This window comes from Mesorhizobium sp. M0136 (assembly GCF_040322515.1).
Classification (GTDB): Bacteria; Pseudomonadota; Alphaproteobacteria; order Rhizobiales; family Rhizobiaceae; genus Mesorhizobium.
This window is the reverse complement of the sequence record NZ_JAMYTP010000003.1, coordinates 159967-186121: the sequence shown is the minus strand read 5'-3', so window position 1 is coordinate 186121 and position 26155 is coordinate 159967. Positions and strand designations below refer to the sequence as shown.

The 26155-nt window shown below is 62.9% G+C and carries 29 protein-coding genes; 15 read left to right on the top strand and 14 right to left on the bottom strand.

The window, feature by feature from the left end; all coding sequences use genetic code 11:
- Positions 1-5 precede the first annotated feature (5 nt).
- From NKJ35_RS04690 to NKJ35_RS04670, 5 genes are all read left to right on the top strand, one after another.
- Complete coding sequence (locus NKJ35_RS04690) at positions 6-965, top strand: ABC transporter permease (protein WP_352645318.1); 960 nt, start codon at positions 6-8, stop codon at positions 963-965.
- The gene (locus NKJ35_RS04685; protein WP_352645317.1) at positions 965-1804 is read left to right on the top strand and encodes an ABC transporter permease; all 840 of its coding nucleotides are present in this window, start codon (positions 965-967) and stop codon (positions 1802-1804) included. Before NKJ35_RS04690 ends, NKJ35_RS04685 begins: the two co-directional genes overlap by 1 nt.
- Positions 1801-3549, top strand: a complete 1749-nt coding sequence (locus tag NKJ35_RS04680) for an ABC transporter ATP-binding protein (protein WP_352645316.1) — start codon at positions 1801-1803, stop codon at positions 3547-3549. The genes NKJ35_RS04685 and NKJ35_RS04680 overlap by 4 nt, the downstream gene beginning before the upstream one ends.
- Positions 3550-3619: 70 nt before the next feature.
- On the top strand, positions 3620-4621 hold the full coding sequence (locus NKJ35_RS04675; protein WP_352645315.1) for a serine hydrolase domain-containing protein: 1002 nt from the start codon (positions 3620-3622) through the stop codon (positions 4619-4621).
- A gap of 6 nt (positions 4622-4627) precedes the next feature.
- Positions 4628-5758: an anhydro-N-acetylmuramic acid kinase gene (locus tag NKJ35_RS04670; protein WP_352645313.1), complete on the top strand. Its 1131-nt coding sequence runs from the start codon at positions 4628-4630 to the stop codon at positions 5756-5758.
- Here the strand turns inward: NKJ35_RS04670 and NKJ35_RS04665 are convergent.
- On the bottom strand, positions 5755-6186 hold the full coding sequence (locus tag NKJ35_RS04665; RefSeq protein ID WP_254818745.1) for a GNAT family N-acetyltransferase: 432 nt from the start codon (positions 6184-6186) through the stop codon (positions 5755-5757). The two genes, NKJ35_RS04670 and NKJ35_RS04665, sit on opposite strands and share 4 nt — an antisense overlap.
- Positions 6187-6235: 49 nt before the next feature.
- Positions 6236-7411 (bottom strand): MFS transporter, encoded by a 1176-nt coding sequence (locus NKJ35_RS04660; protein WP_352645311.1) that lies wholly within the window; start codon positions 7409-7411, stop codon positions 6236-6238.
- Between the two features lie 48 nt (positions 7412-7459).
- Between NKJ35_RS04660 and NKJ35_RS04655 the strand changes: the two genes are divergently transcribed.
- The 3 genes from NKJ35_RS04655 (at position 7460) to NKJ35_RS04645 (ending at position 9618) form a co-directional block, all read left to right on the top strand.
- Positions 7460-7999 (top strand): Lrp/AsnC family transcriptional regulator, encoded by a 540-nt coding sequence (locus NKJ35_RS04655; RefSeq protein WP_352452390.1) that lies wholly within the window; start codon positions 7460-7462, stop codon positions 7997-7999.
- Positions 8000-8138: 139 nt separating this feature from the next.
- Complete coding sequence (locus NKJ35_RS04650) at positions 8139-8678, top strand: dihydrofolate reductase family protein (protein WP_352645309.1); 540 nt, start codon at positions 8139-8141, stop codon at positions 8676-8678.
- Positions 8679-8700: 22 nt separating this feature from the next.
- Complete coding sequence (locus NKJ35_RS04645) at positions 8701-9618, top strand: sigma-70 family RNA polymerase sigma factor (RefSeq protein WP_352645308.1); 918 nt, start codon at positions 8701-8703, stop codon at positions 9616-9618.
- A 75-nt stretch (positions 9619-9693) separates the two neighbouring features.
- Here the strand turns inward: NKJ35_RS04645 and NKJ35_RS04640 are convergent, their stop codons facing one another.
- The 6 genes from NKJ35_RS04640 to NKJ35_RS04615 are packed head-to-tail and all read right to left on the bottom strand — an operon-like array spanning position 9694 to position 14079.
- Positions 9694-10953 carry an ABC transporter substrate-binding protein gene (locus tag NKJ35_RS04640; protein WP_352645307.1) on the bottom strand — a complete coding sequence of 420 codons (1260 nt, stop codon included), beginning with the start codon at positions 10951-10953 and terminating at the stop codon, positions 9694-9696.
- Positions 10954-11001: 48 nt separating this feature from the next.
- Complete coding sequence (locus NKJ35_RS04635) at positions 11002-11430, bottom strand: DUF4440 domain-containing protein (RefSeq protein WP_352645305.1); 429 nt, start codon at positions 11428-11430, stop codon at positions 11002-11004.
- Between the two features lie 8 nt (positions 11431-11438).
- Complete coding sequence (locus NKJ35_RS04630; RefSeq protein ID WP_352645304.1) at positions 11439-12494, bottom strand: aldo/keto reductase; 1056 nt, start codon at positions 12492-12494, stop codon at positions 11439-11441.
- Positions 12491-12850, bottom strand: coding sequence for a TIGR04076 family protein (locus NKJ35_RS04625; RefSeq protein WP_352645303.1), 360 nt, complete (start codon positions 12848-12850; stop codon positions 12491-12493). The genes NKJ35_RS04630 and NKJ35_RS04625 overlap by 4 nt, the downstream gene beginning before the upstream one ends.
- On the bottom strand, positions 12851-13339 hold the full coding sequence (locus tag NKJ35_RS04620) for a DUF3830 family protein (RefSeq protein WP_254818754.1): 489 nt from the start codon (positions 13337-13339) through the stop codon (positions 12851-12853).
- Positions 13336-14079, bottom strand: coding sequence for a GntR family transcriptional regulator (locus NKJ35_RS04615; RefSeq protein ID WP_352645302.1), 744 nt, complete (start codon positions 14077-14079; stop codon positions 13336-13338). Before NKJ35_RS04615 ends, NKJ35_RS04620 begins: the two co-directional genes overlap by 4 nt.
- A gap of 125 nt (positions 14080-14204) precedes the next feature.
- Here NKJ35_RS04615 and NKJ35_RS04610 point away from each other — a divergent pair, with 125 nt between their 5' ends.
- Genes NKJ35_RS04610 through NKJ35_RS04585 form a run of 6 tightly spaced genes read left to right on the top strand, consistent with a single transcriptional unit; the run spans position 14205 to position 19143 of the window.
- Complete coding sequence (locus NKJ35_RS04610; RefSeq protein ID WP_254818756.1) at positions 14205-15002, top strand: ABC transporter ATP-binding protein; 798 nt, start codon at positions 14205-14207, stop codon at positions 15000-15002.
- Positions 14999-15748, top strand: coding sequence for a branched-chain amino acid ABC transporter ATP-binding protein (locus tag NKJ35_RS04605; RefSeq protein ID WP_352645300.1), 750 nt, complete (start codon positions 14999-15001; stop codon positions 15746-15748). The genes NKJ35_RS04610 and NKJ35_RS04605 overlap by 4 nt, the downstream gene beginning before the upstream one ends.
- Positions 15745-16653 (top strand): branched-chain amino acid ABC transporter permease, encoded by a 909-nt coding sequence (locus NKJ35_RS04600; protein WP_352645298.1) that lies wholly within the window; start codon positions 15745-15747, stop codon positions 16651-16653. The genes NKJ35_RS04605 and NKJ35_RS04600 overlap by 4 nt, the downstream gene beginning before the upstream one ends.
- Positions 16650-17633, top strand: coding sequence for a branched-chain amino acid ABC transporter permease (locus tag NKJ35_RS04595; RefSeq protein WP_352645504.1), 984 nt, complete (start codon positions 16650-16652; stop codon positions 17631-17633). Before NKJ35_RS04600 ends, NKJ35_RS04595 begins: the two co-directional genes overlap by 4 nt.
- On the top strand, positions 17630-18922 hold the full coding sequence (locus tag NKJ35_RS04590) for an NAD(P)/FAD-dependent oxidoreductase (RefSeq protein WP_352645296.1): 1293 nt from the start codon (positions 17630-17632) through the stop codon (positions 18920-18922). Before NKJ35_RS04595 ends, NKJ35_RS04590 begins: the two co-directional genes overlap by 4 nt.
- Positions 18923-18978: 56 nt before the next feature.
- Positions 18979-19143, top strand: a complete 165-nt coding sequence (locus tag NKJ35_RS04585) for a hypothetical protein (RefSeq protein WP_352645295.1) — start codon at positions 18979-18981, stop codon at positions 19141-19143.
- Between the two features lie 46 nt (positions 19144-19189).
- Here the strand turns inward: NKJ35_RS04585 and NKJ35_RS04580 are convergent, their stop codons facing one another.
- The 6 genes from NKJ35_RS04580 to NKJ35_RS04555 all read right to left on the bottom strand — a co-directional run bounded on the left by NKJ35_RS04580 (position 19190) and on the right by NKJ35_RS04555 (position 25176).
- A complete protein-coding gene (locus NKJ35_RS04580; RefSeq protein WP_352645294.1) occupies positions 19190-20026 on the bottom strand; it encodes a GNAT family N-acetyltransferase in 837 nt (278 codons plus the stop codon).
- Positions 20027-20032: 6 nt separating this feature from the next.
- Positions 20033-20773, bottom strand: a complete 741-nt coding sequence (locus NKJ35_RS04575; RefSeq protein ID WP_352645293.1) for an aspartate/glutamate racemase family protein — start codon at positions 20771-20773, stop codon at positions 20033-20035.
- 2 nt (positions 20774-20775) lie between these two features.
- Complete coding sequence (locus NKJ35_RS04570) at positions 20776-21594, bottom strand: ABC transporter permease (RefSeq protein WP_352645292.1); 819 nt, start codon at positions 21592-21594, stop codon at positions 20776-20778.
- 4 nt (positions 21595-21598) lie between these two features.
- The gene (locus NKJ35_RS04565) at positions 21599-22507 is read right to left on the bottom strand and encodes an ABC transporter permease (protein WP_352645290.1); all 909 of its coding nucleotides are present in this window, start codon (positions 22505-22507) and stop codon (positions 21599-21601) included.
- Between the two features lie 254 nt (positions 22508-22761).
- The gene (locus NKJ35_RS04560) at positions 22762-24051 is read right to left on the bottom strand and encodes an ABC transporter substrate-binding protein (RefSeq protein ID WP_352476500.1); all 1290 of its coding nucleotides are present in this window, start codon (positions 24049-24051) and stop codon (positions 22762-22764) included.
- Positions 24052-24087: 36 nt separating this feature from the next.
- Positions 24088-25176, bottom strand: a complete 1089-nt coding sequence (locus NKJ35_RS04555) for an ABC transporter ATP-binding protein (protein WP_352645289.1) — start codon at positions 25174-25176, stop codon at positions 24088-24090.
- 258 nt (positions 25177-25434) lie between these two features.
- Here NKJ35_RS04555 and NKJ35_RS04550 point away from each other — a divergent pair, with 258 nt between their 5' ends.
- Positions 25435-26148 (top strand): GntR family transcriptional regulator, encoded by a 714-nt coding sequence (locus NKJ35_RS04550; RefSeq protein WP_352476498.1) that lies wholly within the window; start codon positions 25435-25437, stop codon positions 26146-26148.
- The last annotated feature ends 7 nt before the right edge of the window (positions 26149-26155 follow it).

Genomic DNA, 26155 nt, shown 5'->3' with positions numbered 1-26155 from the left:
TTCGCGTGAACTATCTGATGCGGCGACTGGCAACCTTCCCTCTCGTCCTGCTTGGCGTGTCCATCGTCGTGTTCCTGGCGATCAGGATGGTTCCGGGCGATTCGATCACGGCAATGCTGGGGACCGAAGCCGGCCTGCTGACGCCGCAGCAGCGCGATGCGCTTGCAGCTTATTTCGGCATCGACCAGCCCTGGTTCATCCAGTACTGGCGCTGGCTGCTTGGTCTTTTCCAAGGTAATCTCGGCATTTCGTCCACCTATGGCAGGCCGGTGCTCCACGTCATCCTCGAGCGTTTCCCGCTAACGTTGGAGCTCGCCCTGCTTTCGATGGTCATCGCCCTGGTTGTCGGCATGCCGGCCGGGATTTTTGCCGCCACCCATAATGAAAAGCTGTCCGACCTCGGCGTGCGCGTTGTCGCAATGATCGGGCAGTCGACGCCGAACTTTGTCCTTGCCCTGCTGATCATCTACACACTGTCGGCGGGGTTCGGCGTTTTGCCGGCGATGGGCGAGTTTTCGCCGCTGTGGCAGGATCCGCTGCGCAATCTCGGCCAACTGTTGCTGCCTGCGGTCACGCTTGGATTTGCCTTCGCGGCTTCGGTGACCCGCATATCGCGTTCGGCGATGCTCGATGTGCTCAGCGACGACTATGTCAGGACGGCGCGCAGCAAAGGCGTTTCGGCGCGCGGCGTCATCTGGCGGCATGCTTTGCCCAACGCGCTCATCCCGGTCGTGACGCTGAGCGGCATAGAGTTCGGCTATCTGCTGGGCGGGGCAGTCATCGTCGAGCAGATATTTGCGCTGCCCGGTCTCGGCCGTATGGTGCTGGATGCCATCCTGCAGCGCGACTACGCGCTGGTGCAGGGAAGCGTGCTGTTCATCGCCTTTAACTTCATGATCGTCAATCTCCTCGTCGACCTCGCCTATGTCGCGCTCGACCCGCGTATCCGGCTAAGCGAGCACTGATGGCGACATTGCGGGCTATATTTGCGCATCCCAGCGGCCGCATTGGCGGTGCCATCGTTGCGCTTTATCTGCTGCTTGCCGTGCTTGGCATGCTGGGGCTGACGCCGCACAATCCGCTGACGCAGCACCGGGTCGAGCGACTGCATGCGCCTGACGGCACCTACTGTATGGGCACGGACCTGTTCGGCCGCGATGTCGCAAGTCGGCTGATGACCGGGATCGGCCAGTCCTTCATCGTGGCCTTCTTTTCGGTCGCCTTCGCGACACTGGCCGGCACCGTGCTCGGGCTGGCGGCAGCCTGGTTCGGGCGCCGCTGGGACGGCTTGGTGATGCGCATCATGGACGTTGTGCTGGCGTTCCCGGCGATCCTGCTGGCGCTGCTGATCGTCGCGGTTGCTGGACCGGGAAGCTCGACCAGCGTCATTGCCATCGCCATCGTCTACACGCCGATCTTCACGCGCGTCGTGCGAGGTCCGGCTCTGTCGCTCAAGGCGCGCGAGTTCGTCGACGCGGCCCGCACGTTCGGCAGCAGTGCGGGCTATATCGTAACACGGCATCTGCTGCTCAATCTGGTGGCGCCACTGACGGTTCAGGTGACGCTGGCGCTGGCCTGGGCACTGCTGACCGAAGCCGGCTTAAGCTTCCTCGGGCTTGGCACGCAGCCGCCCGCCGCGTCGCTCGGCCTGATGCTGAGCGACAGCCGCAATCTGATGGAGACAGCTCCCTGGCTGATGATCTTCCCGGGCGTGGCAATCATGATCAGCATCCTCGGTTTCAACCTGCTCGGCGATGCGTTGCGTGATGTCCTCGACCCGAAGATGCGGAGATCAATCGCATGATCCCGCTGCTGTCCGTCAGCGGATTGCGCGTCGGCTTCGGCCGCAACCCGAAAGCCAATGAGGTCGTGCGCGGCGTCAGCTTCGATCTCGCCGACGGCGAAACATTGGCCATCGTCGGCGAAAGCGGCTCGGGCAAATCGGTCACGGCGCTGTCGATCAATCGGCTTGTCGATTATGGCGGCGGTCGCATCACCGCGGGCTCGATCAAGCTGAGGCGGGCCGACAACAGCATCTTCGACCTGACCGCCGCGACCGAGCCGCAACTGACGAAGATCCGCGGCGGTGAAATCGGCATGATCTTCCAGGAGCCGATGAGCTCGCTCAATCCGGTGCTGACCATCGGCAGGCAGATCGAGGAATCGTTTCGCCTGCATCGCGGCCTGACCGGCCGGCAAGCGACGGCGGCGGCCAAGGACGCGCTCGACCGCGTGCGTATTCCCGACGCTGCACGGCGACTGAAATACACGCCCAACCAGCTTTCGGGCGGCATGTTGCAGCGGGTGATGATCGCCATGGCGCTCGCTTGCAACCCGCGCCTGCTCATTGCCGACGAACCAACGACGGCGCTGGATGTTACGGTGCAGGCGCAGATCATGGCGCTGCTCGCCGAATTGAAGCAGGAAACCGGGATGTCGATGATCTTCATCACCCACGACATCGGTCTGGTTGCAGGCATCGCTGACAAGGTCATGGTGATGCAAAGCGGAGAAGCTGTCGAGCAGGGCGCGCTGAACCAGATATTGGACAATCCGCAGCATCCCTATACGCGGCATCTGCTTCATGCGGTGCCGCATTTCGCCGGCGGCAGTGCCGCACGCAAGGACGTGCAACGCGAAACGCAAAAAGCTGCCGAGCCGGCGCTGAAGGTCACTGGCCTCGTGGTGCGGTTTCCGGTCAAGGCTGGGTTTTTCAGCCGCGCCAGCGGTGCCGTGCACGCAGTGGACGGGGTGGATTTCGAGCTAATGCCGGGCGAGACATTGGCGGTCGTCGGCGAGAGCGGTTCCGGAAAGTCCACCACCGCCCGCGCGATTCTGGGGCTGGTGCGCCCGACGCGCGGCACAATCTCGGCCAGCACGCGCAAGGCCGTCGCCGGGCAGAGCGCCCTTCCGGTGCAGATGGTGTTCCAGAATCCCTATGGCTCGCTCAATCCCAGACTCACCATCGAAAGCATCCTCACAGAGCCGATGATCGCTAGCGGCGGACGGATAACTGCTGAAACGCGGGCGAAAATGGCCGCGCTGCTGAAACGCGTCGGCCTTCCGGAAAACAGCCTGCAGCGCTATCCGCATGAATTCTCCGGCGGCCAGCGGCAACGCCTGTGCATCGCTCGCGCGCTGATGCTCAATCCTTCGGTTGTCGTCCTCGACGAAGCGGTTTCGGCGCTCGATGTGTCGGTGCAGGCCAGGGTGCTGGAGCTTTTGGTCGAGCTGCAGCGTGAATTCGGGCTGGCCTACCTGTTCATCTCGCATGACATGGCTGTCGTCGAGCGGATCGCCCATCGCATTGCGGTCATCTATGCCGGCCAGATCGTCGAGATCGGCGATGCCAGATCGGTGCTCTCGGAGCCGAAGCACTCTTATACCAAACAACTTATCGCGGCCGTTCCCACCATAGACCGGCGGCATGAACGTTTCGAGCTGGACACGCGCCAGGTTCCCTCGCTCGTGCGTCCGCTGGGATTTGAACCGGGCCCGGCCAATTGGCAGCAATTCGGGCCGGATCATAGGGCACGGGTGGAAGCGTGATGATTGTCGCTCGAAAGCATGCAGAGTCAGACGAACAGCCCCCTCGCTGCTTTTCAGACGGAGGCCGCATTTGATCGAGCATGATCTCTTCGACCGTGCATTCGCCCCGCTCGAAACGGCCGTGGCTGCGTCGCGCATTCCCGGCGGCGTGCTCGGCATGGTCGACCGGGACGGTCAACGCATCGTCCGGGCAGTCGGCTCAGCCCAAGTCGTGCCGAAGATACGGCCGATGCATATCGAAACATGGTTCGATCTGGCGTCGCTGACCAAAGTCATCTTCACCACGCCGCGTATCCTTGCACTGGCGGAAGAAGGCGTCATCGACCTCGACGCGCCGCTGATTTCGGTCCTGCCCGACCTTCGCCAATATGACGAAAAAGCCTGGGAACGGAAGGTGACGTTTCGCCAGTGTCTCGGTCATCAGACGCCGTTTCCGGCCGTTGCTCCAATCTACACCTATGGCCGCGATCCCGAGCTGTTGCGCGCCTTTGTCCTGCAGCGCGAGTGGCAGGTCGGGGAGCCGGTCTATTCCGATATCAATTTCATTCTGCTCGGCTTCGTCCTGGAGCGCCTGTCCGGCAAGACCATTCGCGACATGGATCCCGGTCCGGGCTTCGCGTTCTCCACCGAACCGGATCGCGCGGCGGCCACAGAAGACTGCACATGGCGCCATCGTGTTCTCTGCGGCGAGGTCCACGACGACAATTGCTCGGCATTGCAAGGGGCCGGTCACGCCGGGCTGTTCGGAACGGCGGCCGCGATCCTCGATTTTGCGCTAGGGCTGCTGGGCGGGAGTGGCGCATCCGAGCGTTCAATAGCGCTGATGCGCACGCCCTTGTCGGCAACCCGCACCCATGGCTGGGAGCGGCCTTACGAAGGCTGGTCCGGCGGCCGGCTGTGCAGCCCCGGCACAATTGGCCATACCGGCTTCACCGGCACCGGGCTTTGGGTCGACTTCGACAAAGGCAGAGCATGGACCTTGCTCACCAACCGGATCCATCCGACACGTCATTTCAACAGCGGGATCGCAGCGCTAAGGCAATCGATCGGCGATCTCGTCAACGGAGCCTGACAAGTCATGATTGCGAAAAATGGCGCACCAATGTGGGCTGTCGGCCTGATGACCGGCACCGTGCTGGACGGTAATATCGACGTCGCGCTGATCAAGACCGACGGCGAACGGATCGCGGATTTCGGCACCTACACGCTGGCACCCTACCCCAGATCGATCCGCAGCCTGTTGGAGGAGACGTTGCGCCAGGCCAGGATCTGGAATTTCACCGGACCGGAACCGGCGATTTTTCGTGAGGCAGAGGAGGCACTGACGCGCGCCCAATCCGCCGCGGTGAGGGATCTTGTCGAAAGTCACGGCCTGACCATGGCCGATATCGGCGTCGTCGGCTTCCATGGCCAGACCGTGCTGCACCGTGCCCCGCAAGTGGGCCGACTGGGCCGGACCCGCCAGCTCGGCGACGGCGAGCTGATGCATGCCATCCTGGGCACCAAAGTCGCCTATGACTTCCGCTCGGCCGACATGCGCGCCGGCGGCCAGGGTGCGCCGCTCTCGGCCGCCTATCACGCCGCGCTACTGCGCGAGGCAGACGCCAGCGGCGACACGGCGGTGCTTAATCTCGGCGGCGTCGCCAACATCACCTGGTGGGACGGCATGGACAATATTGTTGCCTTCGACACCGGGCCCGCCAACGCACCGCTGAACGACTTCATCAAATCGAAGGGTCTTGGCGAAATGGACCGCGACGGCGCGCTGGCCCGGGCCGGGACGGTCGACGAGTCACGGCTGGCCAAGCTCCTGCAGCACCCGTATTTGACCAAGCCTTACCCGAAATCGCTGGACCGTTTCGATTTCGACGCCTCGATGGCGGACGGGATGAATGCCGAGGATGGCGCAGCACTGCTGACGGCCTTCACCGCGGCCGCGGTCGGCAAAGGGCTCGATCTTCTGCCGCGCCGGCCGAAGCGGCTGGTGGTCAGCGGCGGCGGGCGCCACAATCCAACGATCATGGCCATGCTTGCCAGCCGCGCCGGTGTCGAGGCCGTGCCGGCTGAGGCGATGGGCTGGAAGGGCGATGCGGTGGAGGCGGAGTGTTTTGCCTTCCTGGCAGTGCGTGTGCTTAGGGGCTTGCCGATCAGCTTCCCCAGCACGACCGGCGTGCCGCAGGCGATGCGCGGAGGGCGGCTCGCCGGCTAGTCGTGCTTCAGGTTCTTCTGTAAGAAGATGCGGCTGCGGCCAATGGGAAAGTCGGCGAGCGCACCGAACGGCCGGTAGCCGTGGCGCTCATAGGCCTTGGCCGCCTTGGGATTGAACGTGTCGATCCAGGCGCCGTGACAGTCGCGCGCGATCGCCTCCCTCTCGGCCGCCTCGAGCATCCTGCCGGCCATGCCGTGGCCGCGCAGTTTTTCATCGACCCAGAGCCATTGCACATAGAGCCAGCCCCAGGCGGTGTATCCCGAGATGCCGGCGACAATAACGCCGTGCTCATCGCGCACGAACACGGCCAATGCCTTCCTGCGGGAGGCGCCGACATCACTGTCGTTGAACGCAGCAAGCCGCTCTCCGAGAAAAGCTAGCTCGTGCGGCAAGGGATCGGCGGTTGTCTCAAGCGTTGTATTGTCCATCCACCAAGCATCTATCGATGGACGGGGCCGAGACGCAAGCCTTGCTGCGCTACAGCTTCGGCGAACGCCACGCCGCTGCCACAGCAGCGATCAGCATGAGCAGGGCTGCAACCACCGCCGACGCCGCAAAACCGAATGTGGAATAAAGCGGTCCGAACGCCGTGGTGCCGACGAACACGGCGAGGTAGGTCACCGCGCTGTTCAAGCCCATGATCGTGCCGCGCCGCGCAGGATCAAGCGCGGACAGGCGCATCACCAGGACGTTCAGCCCGAAATGATTGGCAAGGCCCCAGACGGCTATCATCGCTATAGTCAGATGGAAACTACTGCTCGCTGCGGCAATCGCGACATAGACGGCCGCGACGAGCAGGTAGGCAAATGGCATGATACGCCGCGCGCCCAGGCGGTCGATAACGCCGTCAAGAAGTGCCGCCGCACCAAATCCGGCGCCATAAGCGAGCGCGGCCAGCCCGTTGGCGCTGACCGGCCGTCCCAAGCCATTGTGAAGGTGATCGCCAAGATAGCCATAGACACCGTAGAACGCGGTCATGAATGCGGCGCAGGCAACCAGAAGCGGCACTATGCCGGGGACGCTCAAGGCGCCCAGCGGCGTCGGCGCCGGGCCGCTCTTCCTGACATCGCTCAGCGACGTCAGCGTCAGGCTTGCCAATGCGAGTGCTGCGAGCACCGCGACCGCCGCGAAAACGGCGCGCCAATGCACCAGGTCGGCAAGTACGGCCGACAGCGAAACCCCGGCGATCATGCTCAGCGTCCAGCCGGTCAGCACGACGCCTATGGTGCCGCTTTCGCGGCCGGGCGGTGCAATCGCGGCGGAGCTGGCGTAGATTGCCGGCATGGCGACACCTGCAGCGATGCCGGCGAGAAGCTGGGCCGCGACCAGCGCCGTCACCGTCGGCGCAGCAGCGCTGGCGACGAGCGCTATCGCCAGCAGCAGCAACGCTCCTTGCAGCATGCGGCGGGCACCAAGCCGGTCGATATAGCGCGCCAGGAACAAGGCGCTCGCCGACGTACCGAGCCCGAACGCGGCGGACGCGATCATAACCGCCGGCACGCTTGTGCCGAAGGACGCGGCCACCGCCGGTGCGATCGGACCGAGCACCAGCGAGTTCGAGCCGATCACGGCAATGCATCCGGTGAGGAGGTAAGCGAGCGCCGGGATAGGCGGCCTTACCGTAAATGTTGCGACTTGATCACTATTCGACATAGGGCGATAATGGCCGTATTAAATTCTGCATCAATAGGGAATTTCATTATGGATGAAGAAACAGATGGCATTCCGCAGAACAGGCCTGCCGCCCGCGATATCGATGCAACCGACCGAAAAATATTAGGCGTTCTGGTCGACGACGCCACGATCAGCTATGCCGAGCTCGGCGACCGGGTCGGCCTTTCACCGCCGGCAGCCCATGAACGCGTCAAGCGCCTCCGGCGCAGCGGCGCCATCCGCAACACCGCGGTCATCATCGATCCCAAGGCGGTGCACAAGCCGCTGCTTGCCTTCGTCCATATCGACACCAAGGGGTGGGGAAAGACGCCGGAGCTGATGGCTATTTCCGAACATCCCGAAGTCGAGGAGATTCATTCGGTGGCCGGCGACACATGCATGCTGATCAAGGTCCGCACCGAGGACACGCGGGCACTCGAAGGCCTGTTGTCGCGCCTCTACGAAACGCCTGGCGTCACCTCGACCCGAAGCTATGTGGTCCTGTCGACCTATCTCGAGCGGCCGGTGCAGCCGGGGATAACGACGGAATGGCCGACCCCCCGGCACATGGCCAAGCCGCTTTATTAGCTCATACGATCCTCACGCGTATCCAAAGTCGAACCGGAAACGTCTTAGGCACTGCATCCTGTGGTCATCCGTCGGGCCGGTTCGTTTGCGCCGGTTCTTGGATCCGACGGGATGCCTGTTGCGCAACCGGAGGCACGCGATGAGGAAATTAATCGTAGGCAGCTTTATTTCGCTGGACGGCGTCATCGAAGCACCAATGGAATGGGCCTCGCCCTTCTTCGACGAGGAGATGAAGGAGCACTCATATGAAAAGGCCGGCGAGGCGGATTTTTTCCTGCTCGGCCGCATCACCTATGAAATGTTTTCGGCGCGTTGGCCGCATGTCAAAGGCAGCAAGTACATGGACCGCATGAACGGGCTGAACAAGCTCGTCGCTTCGCGCAGCCTCCAGGCAGTGAGCTGGAACGCATCGCTGATCCAAGGCGACGTCGCTGCCGAAATCGCCAGGATCAAGCAGCAAACCGGCGGCAACATACTGAAGTATGGAGTGAGCAATCTCGACCAGACGCTGCTCGCCAACAGGCTTGTCGACGAGTATCAACTCTCGATCGTGCCGACCCGCGTCGGGCATGGCAAACGCGCTTTCCAGGATGTCGACCCGTCCCTGGTCAAGCTGGAGCTTATAGATACGCACCGTTTCAAGAACGGTGTGATCACGCTGACCTATGTCCCGATGTGATCCGCCGCCGAATCGAATGCCAATGAAGATGCAGCCAAGACTTGACCCGACCGGGCTTTTCGACGTCCGCTACGCCGGCTTCCTGGAGACAGTCGCGCATTTGCGTGGACGGCTGCACCGCTACTGTGCACGCATGACCGGTTCGACGCTCGACGCCGAAGACGTGATGCAAGAGGCGCTGTTCGAGGCCTATCGGAAGATCGAGAAGCTGGACGATGCGAGTGCTCTTCGCCCCTGGCTGTTTCGCATTGCATATAATCGCTGCATCGATTTCTTGCGAAGCCGGCAGGTGCGTCTGCATGCGGAGGCCAATTTCGTCGAAGACGAGATCATCCTGCCGGTCGAGCCGGCGGGCAAGGGCGCGGATCGCGCGATCGAACGGCTGGTTATCCACCTGCCGCCCAAGGAACGCGCCTGCGTCCTGCTCAAGGATGTCTTCGACTATTCGCTGGAAGAGATCGCCGATCTCGTCGGCTCGACCGTGGGTGGCGTCAAGGCCGCGTTGAGCCGTGGCCGCTCCAAATTGGCCGCCTTGTCAGGCGAGCCAATCCTCCGTTCGGAGCCCCAGCGCGATCCGGAACTTCTGGAATTGCTCAGCCGCTATGTCGAACTGTTCAACCGCCGCGACTGGGACGGGGTACGGGCGCTGAGCAGCGCCGACGCACAATTGCAGGTCGCGGATTGCTTCAGGGGCAGGCTGTCGGATTCACCTTACTTCGTTGAATATGAAAGAGCCTCGACGGCCTGGAAAATGGCGATTGGCATGATCGATGGCGAGGCGATGCTGCTCGTGCTCCACCATGGCGAAGACGGTTGGAAGCCGGCCCATCCGGTTCGGATCGAAGCCGCTGGCGGGACCATAAATGGCATCACCGATTATTATGCCTGCCCCTGGATCATGCCGACGGCTGGTGCGGTGGTCGTTTCCAGGCCGGCATAACCAGCAACAGGACATGCAAGCGTCCGGCATCAAGCTGAATGAAATGGGATCGATGCCGGACAAGACATAGGGGGCTTACTGAAGCTTCGCCTGCAAGGCGTTGACGTCATCCGTCGTCATTTCGCCGTCGGTCGTCACCTTGCCGTCGACGATCTTCCAGAGCCGGAACGGGCCGGTGATGTCGCCATACTTGTCGAAGGCTACAGGGCCGATGACGCCTTCGTAGCGGATCGGCTTGCCCTCCTTGATCAGGCCGAGCGCCTTGGCGAACTCGTCCTTGCCGGCATAGATCGGTGTGCCGGCCGGATCGACCGCCTTGTACATCGCGTCCTTGATCTTGGCCGGATCCTCGGAGCCGGCAATGGCGATAGCCAAGCCGACAATGGCGCCGGCATCATAGGACCGGTCGGCTGCGGGATTGGACGGTTCGATGCCCGAAAATTCCTTGTAGTTCTTGGTGAAATACTCGGTCGATGCGGTCGGGCTGGTGCCGGATGAAGTGCCGTACGCATCCTTCAGGTAATCTGCGCCAACGGATTCGATGAAGTCCGGGCTGTTCATGCCGTCATTGAGCAGGAATTTCTGGACGCCGCCCTGCGAAATCCAGGTACGGGCGATGGTTGCGCCATCGACAGGCGTGCTGACGAGGTAAAGCCCGTCCGGCTCGCCGGCCATGGCCGCGGTCACTTCAGAGGCATAGCTCGACTGCTTTTCATTGTAGGGCGTGTCGGAGACGATGGTGCCGCCGAGCGCCTTATAGGCACGCGAGAATTCCGCCACCATGTTGACGCCGAAGTCGTTGTTGACGTGGATGACCGACAGCTTCTTGAAGCCCTTGTCGATGGCATATTTGGCGGCGGCGACGCCCTGCAGAGCGTCCGAGGTGATGGTGCGGAAGAAGATGCCATTGGTCTTGCCGTCGCGCCCGAGCGCCGTCAGCGTCGGCGACGACGAAGCCGGCGACACCTGGACGATCTTGGCCGGCGCGGTAACCGAGGTCAGGATCGGGATCGACACCGAGGAGATGATGCCGCCTATGATCACCGGCACTTTCTTGACCTGCACGAGCTGGGTTGCGGCGTCGACCGCAATGTTGCCCTGGCTCTGGCTGTCGCGGGTGTCGGTCGCGAGATCGCAGCCGCGCACGCCGCCGGCATCGTTGATGTCGCGGAATGCCATTTCGACCGACTTGGCGCCTGCCTGGCCATATTCGCCGGCCGGGCCGGTCAGTTCCATGACGAGGCCGACGGTGATCTTGCAGTCGGCGGCTTGTGCTGCGCCGGCCGCTGTCAGCAAGGCGAGCGCGGTGGTGATCTGAAGTATGGTCTTTGTCATTGTTGTTCCCCTTTCGTTACACGACTCTCATTCACGTCTTGAGCCTGTTCAGCCTTCCGGCACCTGCAGCCAGGTTTCATGCAGATGTCGCCATTCGACGCCGTTAGGCGCCGATGAACTGGTGGTGAAAACGGCACTCGAGCGACGGCGGCTGTGCTTGCCGGCGCGTTGCTGTGCCTCGACATAGCAGAGGACGATCGTGTCGCCGGCCTGCCAGCCGGCCCGGATATCCTCGATCGAGATGGTGAAACCGCCGTCACAGCTGGCGCGGCTTGCGCTGACATGGTCAAGCACAGCATCGCGATCGAGGACCTGACCGTCCGGCGCAACCATCTGGAAGCCTTTGCCCATAACGCTTTCGAAGCGCCTGAAATCTGCGTTGTCCGCACTCGCCGCATTGAACCAGTCGACGAAGAAGCGGTGGAGATCGACCACCTCGGCGCTGGCGCGGGAAAGCAAGGAGGGGTTTTCGTCCATGGCCGCGTTCATTTCCTGCCTGCATTCAAATTGTAATGCATGATCGAGCCGTGGCGGCCGTGACGGTCGCGTTCCAATGTGTAGACGTCGCCCAGCGGCCCCCGGCTTTGCGCGATTACGGCAGCGATCCTCGCCCGTTCGTCTGCATCGAGCGCGACGTCCATGATTCTGGCATTGGCAAGGGCGTGCGCCTGGTTGCGGGCGCCGACGATGACGGCCGCCACTTGCGGCTGCTCCAGCACCCAGGCGCTGGCGATGGTGGCGATGTCGAAACCGCGGTGGTTAGCGATGGCCTTCAGTGTGCGAAGCAACTCCTGGAAAAGCTCCCAGCCGCCGAAATCATCGATGATCAGCTTGTATTTGACCAGCGACCGGTTTTCGAGCGGCGTCTGCGGCTCGGTAACGCCAAGCCATTTTTCGCTAAGGAAGCCGCCCGCCACCGAACCGTAGCAGAGGAAACTGACGCCATGCCGGCTGGCGAGTGCTGCAAGGCTGTTGGCCGGCCGCTGGTCGAGCACCGAGTATTGCAATTGCTGGCTGACCAGCGGCACACCCGCGGCCAGGATCTCGGCCAGCCGCAGCGTGTCGAAGTTCGTGATGCCGATATTGCGCACCTTGCCTTCCCTGCGGATCTCATCGAGCCAGCCCATCGCATCGACATAGCGGGGCACCGAATAGTCCCACCAATGGAACTGCACAAGATCGAGGCGCTCAGTCTTCAACCGCCGCAGCGACTGGTCGACGATGCTGCTGATGTAGTCGCGGCCGATCGTGGAGAGCCGTTCGAGGTCAGGCACCAGCTTGGTGTGCACCTTCATCTTGGCGGCAGCGTCGAGGCCACGCTCATTGGCAAGGCGCAGGCGCGCCGCACCAATCAGTTCCTCGACACCGGTATAGATATCGGCGCAATCATAGGTCCAGATGCCGGCGTCGAACGTGGCGATCAGGTCGCTCACCGCCTGTTGGCGATCGACCGCGCCGTGCCCGCCGGCAAGCTGCCAGCCGCCGCGAATGACGCGCGAGATCGTGTAGCCGGGGCTGAGTTCGAGTGCCTTGGCGGTCATCTCTGGTCACTCTCCTTCGGCAGCGGAACCGCCGTGGTCTCGGCATGGCTGAACCGCCGCTTGCCGGTCCTGATGATCCGCAGCCGGCTGGCGCAATTGGGATCTGGACAAGCGATCTCGGCGTCCGATGTCATCCAGTCATTCCTGTGGGTCGGGCGCTGTTTTGCCGCGAGCAGCGGCAGAACGGCTGATATCGAATAGATCGAAAAACCCTGGCCCGCCGGCATCGACAGCATCTCGCCCTTCAACTCGAAATAGTCGCCGGCCTTGGCGCCGCAATAGATCGGCTTGCCCTCGGGGATAACCGCCTCGACGCGAAGGTCGAAGAGTTCGAAACTGTCGTCTTGTCCGGCCATTCAGATCTCCACCCGGGTAAAGGTGATGTCGCAGGCGCCGTTGCGGCGGATCACGCCACAAGCGGCTGCGAATTCATCGCGCTGCTCAGGCACCACCTGCGCGACGACGCTTCCGGCAAGCCAGCCGATCGGGAACAGCAGGCGTGCGCCCGCTCCGTAGAACAGGCCGATATCGAAAATAGCATTCGGATTGCCGCCCCACATGCGCGGCGGCACGTAGGACAACACGATGTCGCCCGGCTGCGGCGTCAGCGTTGCATTCTCCGCCGGCAAGGGCCTGGCATAGGTTTGGCCCTCAAGATCGACTGATGGAACCGGGCAGGAAATCTCAGGCCCCGTCCACATCGCATGGATGCCGGCAACGACGCGCGGTTGCTCGAGATAGGCCAGCAGGAAGGCGGCGTTGTCGGGCGCCTTTTCAGGCAACAGCAGTGCGGTCACGGAAAGCTGTGAGCGCGGCTCGGTGATGCTGATGCCAAGCGCCGTCATGCCCTCAATCCTTCCTTGCTTTTGGATTGGAGCTTGTCGCGCAGAAAGGCGAAGGGCCGGCTGATGTCGGCCACCAGCGCCTCACGCGCCGCTTGCGCATCCTGCTTGGCAAGCGCGGCGACGATGCTGCGGTGATAGTGGGCGGTGTCGACCTCGCCGGCGTCGGAAAAGGCGTAGATGGCGACGCGGATACAGGGTCCGGATTGCAGCCAAAGGCTCTCGATCATCGGGATCAGCACGGCGGAACCGCAGCAACGGTAGATCTCGAAATGGAAGCTCTGGTTGAGCGTCGCCTCGCGATCGATATCCTTCTTGTGCTTCAGTGCCCGCATCTCGTCCCACTCGCCTAGCATGGCTTCGACCGAAGCAATCTGGCGCGGGTTCATGCGCGTGGCGGCAAGTGCTATCGCTTCGCCCTCTATGAGCGACCGAGCCCGCAAGAGATCGTCGATACGCTCCAGCGTGATCGGCGGCACACGTACCGAACGGTTGGGAAGCGCCTCCAGCGCCTTCTCGGTGATCAGCCGTCCGAGCGCCTCGCGCACCGGCATGGTGCTGGTGACCAGCGCGTCGGCGAGGCCGCGGATGGTCAGAACCTGGCTCGGCTCGAAAAGGCCGCCGATCAAGGCGCGGCGAAGCTCCGAATAGACGCGATCCTGCACGGTCTCGCGGCCGACCGGTGTAAGCTGGGCTGCGATCACCTCATTGTTCTTGTTCTTTTCGACGGCGGCCTTCTGCATTGGCAATTCCGGTCTTGGCCGTTTTCGGCTTGCGGAAGAAATTAAAGCCGAATAGCGTGATCAAAGCAAGTGTGATCACAAATCAAATCATAGGCGACGAAGATCGCTTTCGGCCAGAGGGATTGATGAGCGACACGACGGAACGGCAGGAGGAGATCCGCACGCCGGTCCTCACGGCCAGGAACGTCCTCAGACGCTTCGGCGGGCTCGTTGCGGTCAACAATGTCTCGTTCGACGTCCGGCCGGGCGAAATACTTGGCCTTATCGGCCCGAACGGCGCAGGCAAAACCACGATGTTCGACCTGCTCGCCGGCAGCATTCTGCCGACCAGCGGCGAAATCCTCCTCAACGGCGTATCGGTGTCGGGGGAAGCTGCCCATCGCCGCATCCGCCGCGGCCTCGGCCGCACGTTCCAGATCCCCCGGCCCTTGCCTAACCTGACGCTGATCGAAAACGTCATGCTGGCCGCGCAAGGGCAGGCCGGAGAAAAACTGCTCGCCAATTTCCTGACGCCCCGGCGGGTCGCTGCCGAAGAAAGGGCTGCCGAGATAAGAGCCGTCGAACTGCTCGAGCTCGTCACGATCGCTCACCTTGCGCACGAGCCGGCGCGCGTGCTCTCAGGCGGCCAGCGCAAGCTGCTCGAGCTGGCCCGCGTGATGATGGCCGACCCGGCGATCATCCTGCTCGACGAGCCGGCGGCCGGGGTCAACGCAACCCTGCTCGAGATCATCATCGACCGCATCCGCGACATCAATGCGCGCGGCATCACCTTCCTGCTGATCGAGCACAATATCGACATGGTGACGCGACTCTGCCACCGCGTGCTGGTCATGGCGAGCGGCCAGCTTCTGCGCGAAGGCACTCCGGACGAGGTGGCGCGTGACCCACGCGTCATCGAGGCCTACCTCGGAGGCACGGCATGAGCCAAAGGGTACTCGATGTCCGCGAGCTCGAAGCCGGCTATGAGCCCGGCGTGCCGATCGTGCGCGGCGCCTCGATCACCGTCGACAAGGGCGAGATCGTCGTCGTCCTCGGCCCCAACGGCGCCGGCAAGTCGAGCCTTATCAAGGCCATCGCCGGCCTTGTCCCGATCACCGGCGGCACGGTGCTGCTGGACGGCAAGGATATCACGGCGTCGCCCGCCCACACCATGGTCCGCCTTGGCCTTGCCTTCGTGCCGCAGACAGAGAACATCTTCCCGCTGATGTCGGTCGAGGACAATCTCAGGGTCGCCTGCGGCATTCTGAGGCCGCGCGAGGTCCCCGCCCGCATCGAGGAAATGTATGCGGTCTTTCCCGATCTCGCCCGTCAGCGCAGAACGGCCGCGGGCAATCTCTCAGGCGGACAGCGGCAGATGCTGGCCGCCGCGCGGGCATTGATCGTCCATCCCAAGGTGCTGGTGCTCGACGAGCCGTCGGCCGGCCTGTCGCCGAAATTCGTATCGATGGTGTTCGAGATGCTGGCCGGCATCCGCAAATCCGGCGTCACCATCCTGCTGGTCGAGCAGAACGCGAAGGCAGCGCTTGCCATTGGCGACCGCGCCTACGTGCTGGTCGAGGGCAAGGAGCGGCACCAGGGCATCGCCGCCGAGCTCTGGAACGATCCGGTCGTCGCCGAACTCTACCTTGGCCAGCGCCGCCCCGACTTTAGGAAAGGAGGCGCGGCATGAACCTGCAATTTGTCGTCGACGGACTGCTGGCAGGGTCGATGATCGGCCTCGGCGCCATCGGTGTGACACTCACCTATTCGATCTTGCGCTTCTCGAACTTCGCCCATGGCGACTTCATGGCCTGGGGCGCCTATGCGACGCTGGCCGTGGTTGGCGCCATCGGCGCGATGTTCGGCAAGATCGCACCGATCGCGCCCCTCTCCTTCGGTTGGCCGCTGATCGCCGCGCTCATCATCGGCATGGTGGCCACCGGCCTGCTGGCGCTGGCGCTCGACATGGTGCTGTTCGCGCGGCTGCGGGCCAAGGGTCAGGCGATCATCGTGGTGATGGCGAGCTTCGGCGCCTCCATGGCGCTGAGAAGCCTGCTCGAATTCATCTTCACCTCGCGGCCGACCTATTTCAGCCGGGCCATTCAGATCGCCATGCCCGTCGGCTTCGGCATTCGCATCACCCCCGACCAGATCGCGCTGCTGCTGCTGACGGCCGTGCTCGTGCTCGGTGTGCACCTCCTGATGACCCGCACCCAGACCGGCCGTTCGATGCAGGCATTGAGCCAGAACGCGGCACTGGCGCGCATCGTTGGCATTGACGTCGCCAAGGTGGTGCGCGTCACCTGGATCATCGGCGCGGCGCTGGCCTGCGTCGCCGGCGTCATGATCGGCATTCTCATCCAGATCCGCCCATTCATGGGTTTCGAGATGCTGCTGCCGATGTTCGCGGCCGCCATCCTCGGCGGCATCGGCAGCGTGCCCGGCGCCGTCCTCGGCGGTTTGATCATCGGCATGGCCGAAGCGGGTGCCGTGCAATTGATCGGCGCCGAATGGCGGGCGGCCGTCTCCTTCGTCATCCTGATGACGGTGCTGTTCGTGCGCCCCATCGGCCTTTTCGGAGTGAGGGAACGCTGATGGATCTGCTCGGCTACGGCGCTTTCTTCCTGACCACCGCGCTGATTTTTTCGCTCGTCACGCTCGGGCTCAATTTGCAATGGGGGCTGACCGGGCTTTTCAATGTCGGGGTCGCCGGCTTCGTTGCAATCGGCGCCTACACCTCGGCACTGCTGACCACGCCCGACGATGCCGCGCGGCTCGGCGGCTTCGATCTGCCGATCCTTGTCGGCTGGCTCGGCGCCATGCTGGTGGGCGGCGTCGCGGCCGCCATCACCGGCATCGCCACGCTGCGCCTGAGATCGGACTATCTGGCGATCACTACTTTCGGCGTCGCCGTCGTCGTGCAACTGGTAGCGCTCAATGCCCAGAAGCTGACCGGCGGCCCATTCGGCATCGGCTTCATTCCGCGTCCGCTCGGCGGTCTTGCCGAAACGCCGTTGCTGTTCAACCTTTCGAACCTTGCGATCGTCTCGGTGGTGACGCTGATCGTCTATCTCGCGCTGGAGCATCTGTCGCGTAGCCCGTGGGGGCGCGTGTTGAAGGCGCTTCGCGAGGATGAGCGGGCCGCGATATCTCTGGGTAAAAGCGCGCGGTTCTACCGCGTCCAGGCCTTTGGCGTCGGCGGCGCCATCATGGCGCTGGCCGGTGCGCTGCAAGCCCATTTCACCGGCTTCATCGCTCCGGACAATTATATGCCGGCGCTGACTTTCCAGGTCTGGGTGATGCTGATCGTCGGTGGCGCCGGCAGCAACATCGGCGCCGTCATCGGCAGCATCCTGGTCTGGGCGATATGGGCCGGATCGGGAGCCTTGACCAGCGTGTTGTTCTCGCCGGAGCAGCAGGCTCGTGCCGCCTCCCTGCAGATCGTCGCCATCGGCGTGATGCTGTGCGTCATCCTGCTGGTCAGGCCGAACGGCCTGTTCGGCGACAGGCCGCGGCGCGCAAGGTTCGGCAAGGGCGCGAAAGCGGCTCCGGACGAGAGCGCTGCAAGGTCATGAGCAACGTTGCCGTGCCACGCGGCCTTTCGCTATGGCACGGCGTCGGCCGTAACCGCCGCGACCGGCCTTCGCTCGAAGGTGCACTCGAGGTCGATCTGGCGATTGTAGGCGGCGGATTTTCGGGTCTTTCAACCGCGCTGCACACCGCCGAAAAAGGCATCTCGGTCGCCGTCCTCGAAGCCGAAATCATCGCCTGGGGGGCGACCGGCAGGAACGCCGGTTTCGTCGTGCCGAATTTCGCGAAAAGAGACCCCGACGATATCATTGCCCAGCTCGGACCCGAACGCGGCGAACACCTTGTCGGGTTCGCCGCCGGCAGCGCCGACCTCGTCTTCGACCTGATCAAGCGGCACGGCATAGAATGCGATGCCGTCCAGAGCGGCTGGATACAACCAGCCCATTCACCGACCGCTTTGCAAAAGACCAGATCGCGTGTCGAACAATGGGCACGGCGCGGAAGACCGACTGTTGCGCTGGATAGACCGGCGGTCGAGGAGCTGACCGGCGTTCGCGGCTATCTCGGCGGCTGGATGGATCGGTCGGGTGGCGTCCTCAGTCCGGTCGAATATGCGCGCGGCCTCGCCGATGCGGCGGAAAAGGCCGGCGCGCGCATTTTCGAACATACGCGTGTCGCGTCGATCGATCACATAGGCGATGGTTGGGCTTTGAAGACGGCCTCCGGCTCGGTACGCGCAGGAAAGGTGCTGGTCGCCACCAACGCCTATGGCGGGCCGCTGGATGGCGCGCTGCGGCGAACCTATTTCCCGTTGAAAATCTTCCAGATCGCGACAGCGCCGCTGCCGTGCGAAATACGCACTCGCCTGCTTCCTGGCGGGCAAGGCGTCGGCGACACAAGACGCAATCTCTTCACCTTCCGCTTCGACGGCGAAAACAGGCTGATCACCGGCGGCATGCATGTTTTTGGCCCCGGTGCTGACACGCGGGTGCCGCGGGCGATCTGGCGGCGCCTGGCAAAACACCTCGACCTCCCGGAGATCCCGCCGCTTGAATATAGCTGGTCGGGGATGGCTGCCGTCGAGCCCGACTTCCTGCCGCGCCTCGTCGATCTCGGCCCCGGCCTGATCGCGGGCTTTGCCTGCAACGGACGCGGCATCGCCATGACGACGAGCATGGGCAAGGTGCTTGCGGATTGGGCTGATGGAACAAAGCCTCAGGATTTGCCGCTGCCGTTTGCGCCGCCGTCGCCGATCCCGTTCCACGGCCTGACGCGGCATGCGCCAAACATGCTGCTTCCCCTAAGCATGCTGCGCGATCGGCTGGATGGCTGATCGACGTGCGTGTCCGTCCGCCGTCCTGATACCGAACCGCTAGACTCGCTCAAATCATGTTGTTAACGACAGCGGATGAAGCAGAACTATCTTATCTAATCATCGGCGCTTTGGTCGTCGCCGTCATTGCCTTGGGCATTTACGTCTATCGCGAGGAGACCAAGCCGAAAGGCGTGGAACTTCGTATCGACGATACCGGCATTTCAGTTCAGGAAAAGTAGACATTTCTGCTCCCCGACTTGCGCGCTGAAGCCGACTTGCACCGTCTCAACCAAGCTCCAAGGTCGTTATCGCATAGACACCGGACTGCGTGAGCTGCGGCGCTTTTCCCCTGTACATTCGAGCGGTTTCGAAACCTGGTTGAAGACCTGCGGATGACAGCAAATCTACAAATTGCCCGCTGGTTTCGGGAATGTCGAGATGGACGTTTCCGGGGCCGCACATCTGCGCGAGCGCGGCGAAGAGACGGCTTGCCGTGTCCAGATTGTCGGCAAAGAGCGGGCCGACCTTGCAGCCGTCGCGGCATCGGCGCGCGACGCCGTATCCCGCAATGGCGCCGTCCTTGACCATGGCAAGCGCCATATGCGGCGGGCGCAGCCAGTGTTCCAGGAAGGACTGTCTCGGGCCGGGAAAGAAGCGGCGGTCATAGTCCAATATGTCCGGCACGAAGTCCGGCCCTATTGTGCAAATGTCACTGCCGACCGCTGCCGGGACATTCGGCAATCCGACGAACCGGATCGTCCGGTAGGCCGGTGCAAAACCCATGCTGCGGTAGTTGGCCTGCTGTTCGACAACGCCGTCGAGGCCGATCGTGCGGTTGCCGAGCCGCGCCATGCCGGCATCCCAAACGGCTTTGCCATGACTTTGGCCACGCCTGTCCGGCCGGCAGATGTAGAGGCCGATGAAGCCGAAATTCTCGCCATAGGCAACGGCCGAAATGCCGGCCGCTAATTCGCCATCGACAAAGGCGCCGATGAAGCCCTGCGGGTCCGCTGCCTGGAACAGCGCGGCATCGTTGAGGCCGGGATTCCAGCCTTCCGCCGCCGCCCAATCGACAAGGGTTTCCACCTCTTCAAGTGCGAGTGTTCGGATCGTTCTGAGCATTTGCGATCACTCGGCGGCACCAGGCGCGAAGGACTTCAACGCGCCATGATAGGGCTTTGCCAATGGGCTTGCATAGGCGCCGCGCTTGGATGTCGTCAGGCCAAGCGTGATCAAGGCCTCGGCCTGCTTGACCGCGGCACCGACCCCGTCGATGACCGGAAGGCCGAATTCCCGCTGCAGCGCCGCCGCCAGATCGGCCATGCCGGCACAGCCGAGCACGATCGCCTCTGCGCGATCCTCGTCGATGGCGCGCGCAATCTCGTTGCGCAGTTTGAGCAGTGCGCCGGACGCTGGATCTTCGAGGGCAAGAACCGGAATGTCGGCAGCGCGCACGCGTGCCCGCCGCGCCATGCCATAGCGCTGCACCAGGCCTTCGACCGGCACGCGCGAACGCCCGGTGGTGGTGACGACGGTGAAGCGCTGGGCGATGAACGAGGCCGTGCTGAGCGATGCCTCGCAGATGCCGATGACCGGAATGTTGGCCATGGCGCGCGCGGCATCGAGGCCGGTGTCGTCGAAACAGGCGACGATCGCGGCCTGTGCGCCCAAGCGCTCACCGGTGGCGATCTCGACCAGCAGGCCGGGAACGGCAAGCGCTTCATCGTAATAGCCTTCGATCGACACCGGGCCCATCGTAGAGGTAACGGCAACAATCTTCGTCGATTGAGCAGCGACCGATCGGGCGGCGACCGCGATAGTCTCGGTCATGCTGGCGGTGGTGTTCGGATTGACGACGAGGATCTGCACTGTCAGGCACGCTCGCGGCGGCGGCCGACATAGACGATCGCGCCGAGCGTCAGCAAGATCACCAGGAAGGAAAACAGGGTCGTCACGGTGCCCAGCGCATAGAGCACCGGCGTCGTGACATTCGTCGTCATGCCGTAGATTTCGAGCGGCAGCGTGTTGAAGGTGCCCGACGTCATCAGCGTGCGAGCAAACTCGTCATAAGAGAGGGTAAACCCAAACAGGCCGACGCCGATCAGGCTGGGTGCGATCATCGGCAGGACGACATGCGCGAAGGTTTGCCACGACGATGCTCCGAGATCGCGCGCGGCTTCCTCGTAGGCCGGCGAGAACCGGTTGAAGACAGCAAACATAATCAGCACGCCGAAAGGCAAGGTCCAGGTCAGATGGGCGCCGAAAGCGGACGTGTACCAGGCGGGGCGGAAGCCGATCTGCTGGAAGACGACGCCAATGCCGAGACTGATGATGATCGAGGGCACGACCAGGCTGGCGACGGCCAGATAGAAGAGTGCGGTTGCGCCGCGAAATTTTTGCCGGAAGGCAAGGCCGGCAAGCAGCGACACGGCGACAGTGACGACCATCACCATCAGGCCAAGGACGAGCGAGCGTTTGAAGCTGCCGCCGAAGTCGCCGACCGCCTGGCGCTCGAACAGGTTGGCAAACCAGTGCAGCGAGACGCCGTTCAGCGGAAATGTCAGACCGCCGTTCTCGCCCTGGAAAGAGAGGATCAGGATCGCCGAAAGCGGGCCGTAGAGGAACAGCACGAAAACCGCGAAGAACGCCGCCAGCACGTAGAATTCGAAGCTGCGCTTGTCGTGTCTCAAAGTCTCACAGCTCCTTGCGAATGTCGACGATGCGCAGGATACCCGCGACCATCAGCAGGACCAGCACCAGCAGCACGACCGCGTTGGCAGCGGCCGCCGGATACTGCAGCAGCGACATCTGGTTCTTCATCATCAGCGCGACGGAGGCGCTCTGGCCGCCGGACATCACCTGCACCGTCGAAAAGTCGGCCATCACCAGCGTGACGACGAAGATGGTGCCGATCGCCATGCCGGGCTTGGCAAGCGGCATGACGACGTTCCACAGAACCTGCCAGCCGGAAGCCCCGGCGTCGCGCGCGGCCTCGATCAACGACTTGTCGATGCGCATCAGCGTGTTGAAGATCGGCGTCACCATGAACAGCGTGTAGAGATGCACCATGGCCAGCACCACGGCGAATTCGGAATAGAGCAGCCATTCGATCGGCTTCGGGACCAGTCCCATCTGCACCAGCGTCGAGTTGACCAGGCCATTGCGGCCAAGCACCGGAATCCACGAGATCATGCGAATGATGTTGGAGGTCAGGAACGGCACCGTGCAGACCAGGAACAGCACCATCTGCATGGCTGTGGTTCTGATATGGAAGGCGAGGAAATAGGCGACCCAGAAGCCGATAAGCAGCGTCAGTGCCCAGACGATGGCGGCGTATTTCAGCGTATTCAGATAGGTCTTCCAGGTAACCCACGAGCCGAGCGTGTCGGCGTAGTTGGTGGTCAGGAAATCCGGGTACATCGCCGCGAAATCGTAGTCCCAGAATGAGACCACGGCGATCATCAGGATAGGCAGCAGGAGGAACGCGCCGAGGATCAGCGCCAGCGGTGCCGCCTGGAGATAGGGTGCGACGCCGGCAAAGGGGCGCCTACGTCTGGCAGGCTTTGTGGCAATGGTTGCTGGCTGATCGAGTGCCACTGTCATCTGGAACAGCCCTGGGGTGTCGCAAAGGGCCGATAGTCCGGCACGCCGTGATCCTTCCCACCCCCCTCTGTCCTGCCGGACATCTCCCCCGCAAGGGGGGAGATCGGCAATTTGGCTGCTAGCTCTCCTCTTGAAGCATTGGAGATTGGCGAAATCAGAGATGACGGCGCAATCTCCCCCCTTGTGGGGGAGATGTCCGGCAGGACAGAGGGGGGTGGGAAGGAATGCAACATCTCAGCTATTGCCGCCTTGCATCAAGCAGCGATGAACTCGTTCCAGCGCTTCACCATGTAGCGGTCCTCGTCCATGACCGAGTTCCAGCAGGCGACCTTGCCCATGCGCTCTTCGAACGAGCCGCCGTCACGCACGGCGCCTGCCTTTTCCATGACCTTGCCGTCCGGCGACAGGATATCGCCCTTTGCCGGCTTGCCTTCGATCCAGTAGCCCCACTCGTCCTCGGACATGAACTTCTTGGCCGACACCATGTTGGCCGAGTAGTAGCCCTGGCGATTGAGATAGCCGCCCACCCAGCCTGACGTGTACCAGTTGATGTATTCATAGGCGGCGTCGAGTTTGGCGCCGGAGAGATGGGCTGCCAGGCCAAGCCCGCCACCCCAGGAGCGGTAGCCTTCCTTGAGCGGCTGGAAGCGGCATGCGATGCCCTTGGAGCGGACTGCGGCCACGGCCGGCGACCACATCGACTGGATTACCACTTCGCCTGAAGCCATCAGGTTGACACTTTCGTCGAAGGATTTCCAGAAGGCGCGGAACTGGCCGGCTTGCTTGGCTTTGATCAGGAAGTCGATCGTCTTATCGATCTCCTCTTTGGTCATGTTGCCCTTGTCGGCGTATTTGATGTTGCCCGTTGCCTCCATGATCATCGCCGCATCCATGATTCCGATCGACGGGATGTTGAGGATGGCGGTCTTGCCCTTGAAGGCCGGATCCATGATGTCGGCCCAGGTGGTGATATCGCGGCCGACGAGGTCGGGGCGGATGCCGAGCGTATCGGCATTGTAGATCGTCGGCACCATGGTGAACCAATTGGTCGGCGCCTTGGCGAAAACCTTGCTGTCCTGCGCCTCGACGTAACCGACCGTATGCGGCGCGGTGCCCTGGGCAATGACGCTGTCGGGCGTCAGCTTGCCGGTTTTGAACAGCGGCACCAGCTCGTCGTAATATTTCAGCTTGCTGACATCCATCGGCTGCAGGACGCCTGTCGGGAACACCTTCTTGCAGATCCAGTATTCGATGTCGGCGATGTCGTAGCTGTCGGGCTGCGTCACGGCGCGCTGCGCGGCGGCGTCGGAATCGGTTGCTGTCATCTCCAGCGTGATGCCGAGATCGGCTTTGCACTTGTCGGCGATGGCATTGAGATTGGACACGCCGGTACCGAACTGGCGCAGCGTGATGTTCGATTGCGCCCAGATGGTCGGAAAGCCTGATATGGCGCCGGAACCGGCGGCGAAACCGACTGCGGCGGCACCTGTCTTGAGCAGCGAACGTCGCGATATTCCAGTCTTCTTGTCGGTGGTGTTGGTCATGTTCAGTTCCCCTGTTTTGGTTGGTTATGCTGGGTTTCAGGAATCGAGACGGCCAAGGACGATCGCGTCCTCGGCGTCCCAGGCGATCGGCACTGCGTCGCCGACGGCAACCGGCCTGGCGAAGAAGCTGGTGTCGTCGACGATCACCGTGAAATCCTCGATGCCGGCGCCATTGACCGAGAGCTTCACGGTCGAACCGCGGTACTCGACGTTTGCAATGATGCCGGTGAAGCCGAGCCCGGCTGCCGGCGGCTCGCCGATGCGCACGTGGTCGGTGCGAATGGCGATGTCGATGGGCTCCCCGGTCTCCCTGCCCTGCCCGCTGGCGGCGAGTGCGACGCCGCCGGGCACGTCGAAAACGACCATGCCGTCGCGACTACCGGCGACGCGGCCGGAGATGACATTGTGGTCGCCCATGAAACGAGCGACGAACGCGGTGGCCGGCCGCTCGAACACCGTGCGCGGGTGCGCCGCCTGCTCGATTCGGCCGTCGTTCATCACCACGATCAGGTCGGCCAGCGCCATCGCCTCTTCCTGGCTGTGGGTGACGTGGACGAAAGTGATGCCGAGCGATGTCTGCAGCTTCTTCAGTTCGGCCCGCATGCGTATCTTCAGGAACGGATCGAGCGCCGAAAGCGGTTCGTCGAGCAACAGCGCCTCGGGATCGGTGATCAATGCGCGGGCGAGAGCAACGCGCTGTTGCTGGCCGCCGGAAAGCTGCGCCGGACGACGGCTGGCATAGGCCTCCATCTGCATCAGCTTCAGCATATCGAGTGCCTTGGCGCGGCGCTCCTCCTTGCCGACGCCCTTCATCTTCAGGCTGAAGGCGACATTGTCGATCAGGTCGAGATGCGGAAACAGCGCGTAGGACTGGAACATCATGGCGGTGCCGCGCCTGGCCGGCGGCAGGTCGGTAACCACTGTGTTGCCGAGACGCACGTCGCCGCTCGATATGCTCTCGTGCCCGGCGATCATGCGCAGCGTCGAGGTCTTGCCACAGCCGGACGGACCGAGCAGGCAGCAATAGGTTCCCGCAGGGATTTTCAGGCTGATGCCTTCGACGGCAGTCGTCGCGCCATAGACTTTCGAAACGGACACAATGTCGATTTCGGCGGCTTTGGACATCCAGCTTCCCCTTTGGTCGGATTAGCCAAAGCATCATGCGTGCCAGTTGCGCACCGCCGCACCAACCAACTGAATCCTCGAAGAAATCAGGGCCGCCTCAATATGGCTGCCGATACGGCATCCTTGTGCAATGCACAAATTATAGGCGATTGCCACCGATCCTCGCAAAAATCGTATGCAATCTTTTTCGTTCCTGTATTCACTTTGTCTCTCGTCCAAGCGATGCGATTCAGGATAGAAGAAGGCAGGACCACTGCCATGAACATTGCCGACCAGACTATCCCTGCTATCGAGGCCGCCAACGAGGATCGCGCGCAGGCGATCCGCGACCAGTTGCGCGACGCGATCGTCGATCGCCGGCTGGCGCCGGGAACCAAGCTTTCCGAGGGCGAAGTCGGCACGCTGTTCGATGTCAGCCGCACCGTGGCGCGCGCCGCACTGCAGATGCTCTCCTTCGAGGGATTGGTGCGCACCGAGCGCAATCGCGGCGCCTTCGTCGCCAATCCGTCGCCGGAGGAAGCGCGGCAAGTTTTTGCTTCGCGCCGGCTCATCGAACCCGGCATCGCGATTGCCGCCGCCGGGCGGATGACGCCGGCGCATGTCGCCGCGTTCAAGGCCCAGCTCGACGAAGAAGGCCGTTTCATCGCCGAACGCGGACCGAACGCAAGGCGATCGGAGATCAAGGCGTCGGGGGATTTTCACCTGCTTCTAGCGTCGGTTGCGGGAAACGTCATCCTGCAGCGCTTCATGGAGGAATTGGTCGCTCGTTCATCGCTGGTGATCGCACTCTATGGCCGCTCGGGTATCTCGAGCTGCGGCCACAACGAACACATGCAGATCCTCGAAGCGCTGGAAAATGGCAATGCCGAACGCGGCAGTGCCCTGATGCTGCACCACATCGACCATATCGAGGCCGACCTCGATTTGCGCGTCAGGAGCGGCCCGGCACTCAGGCAGGCGCTCGAGTTCTGAGGTCACT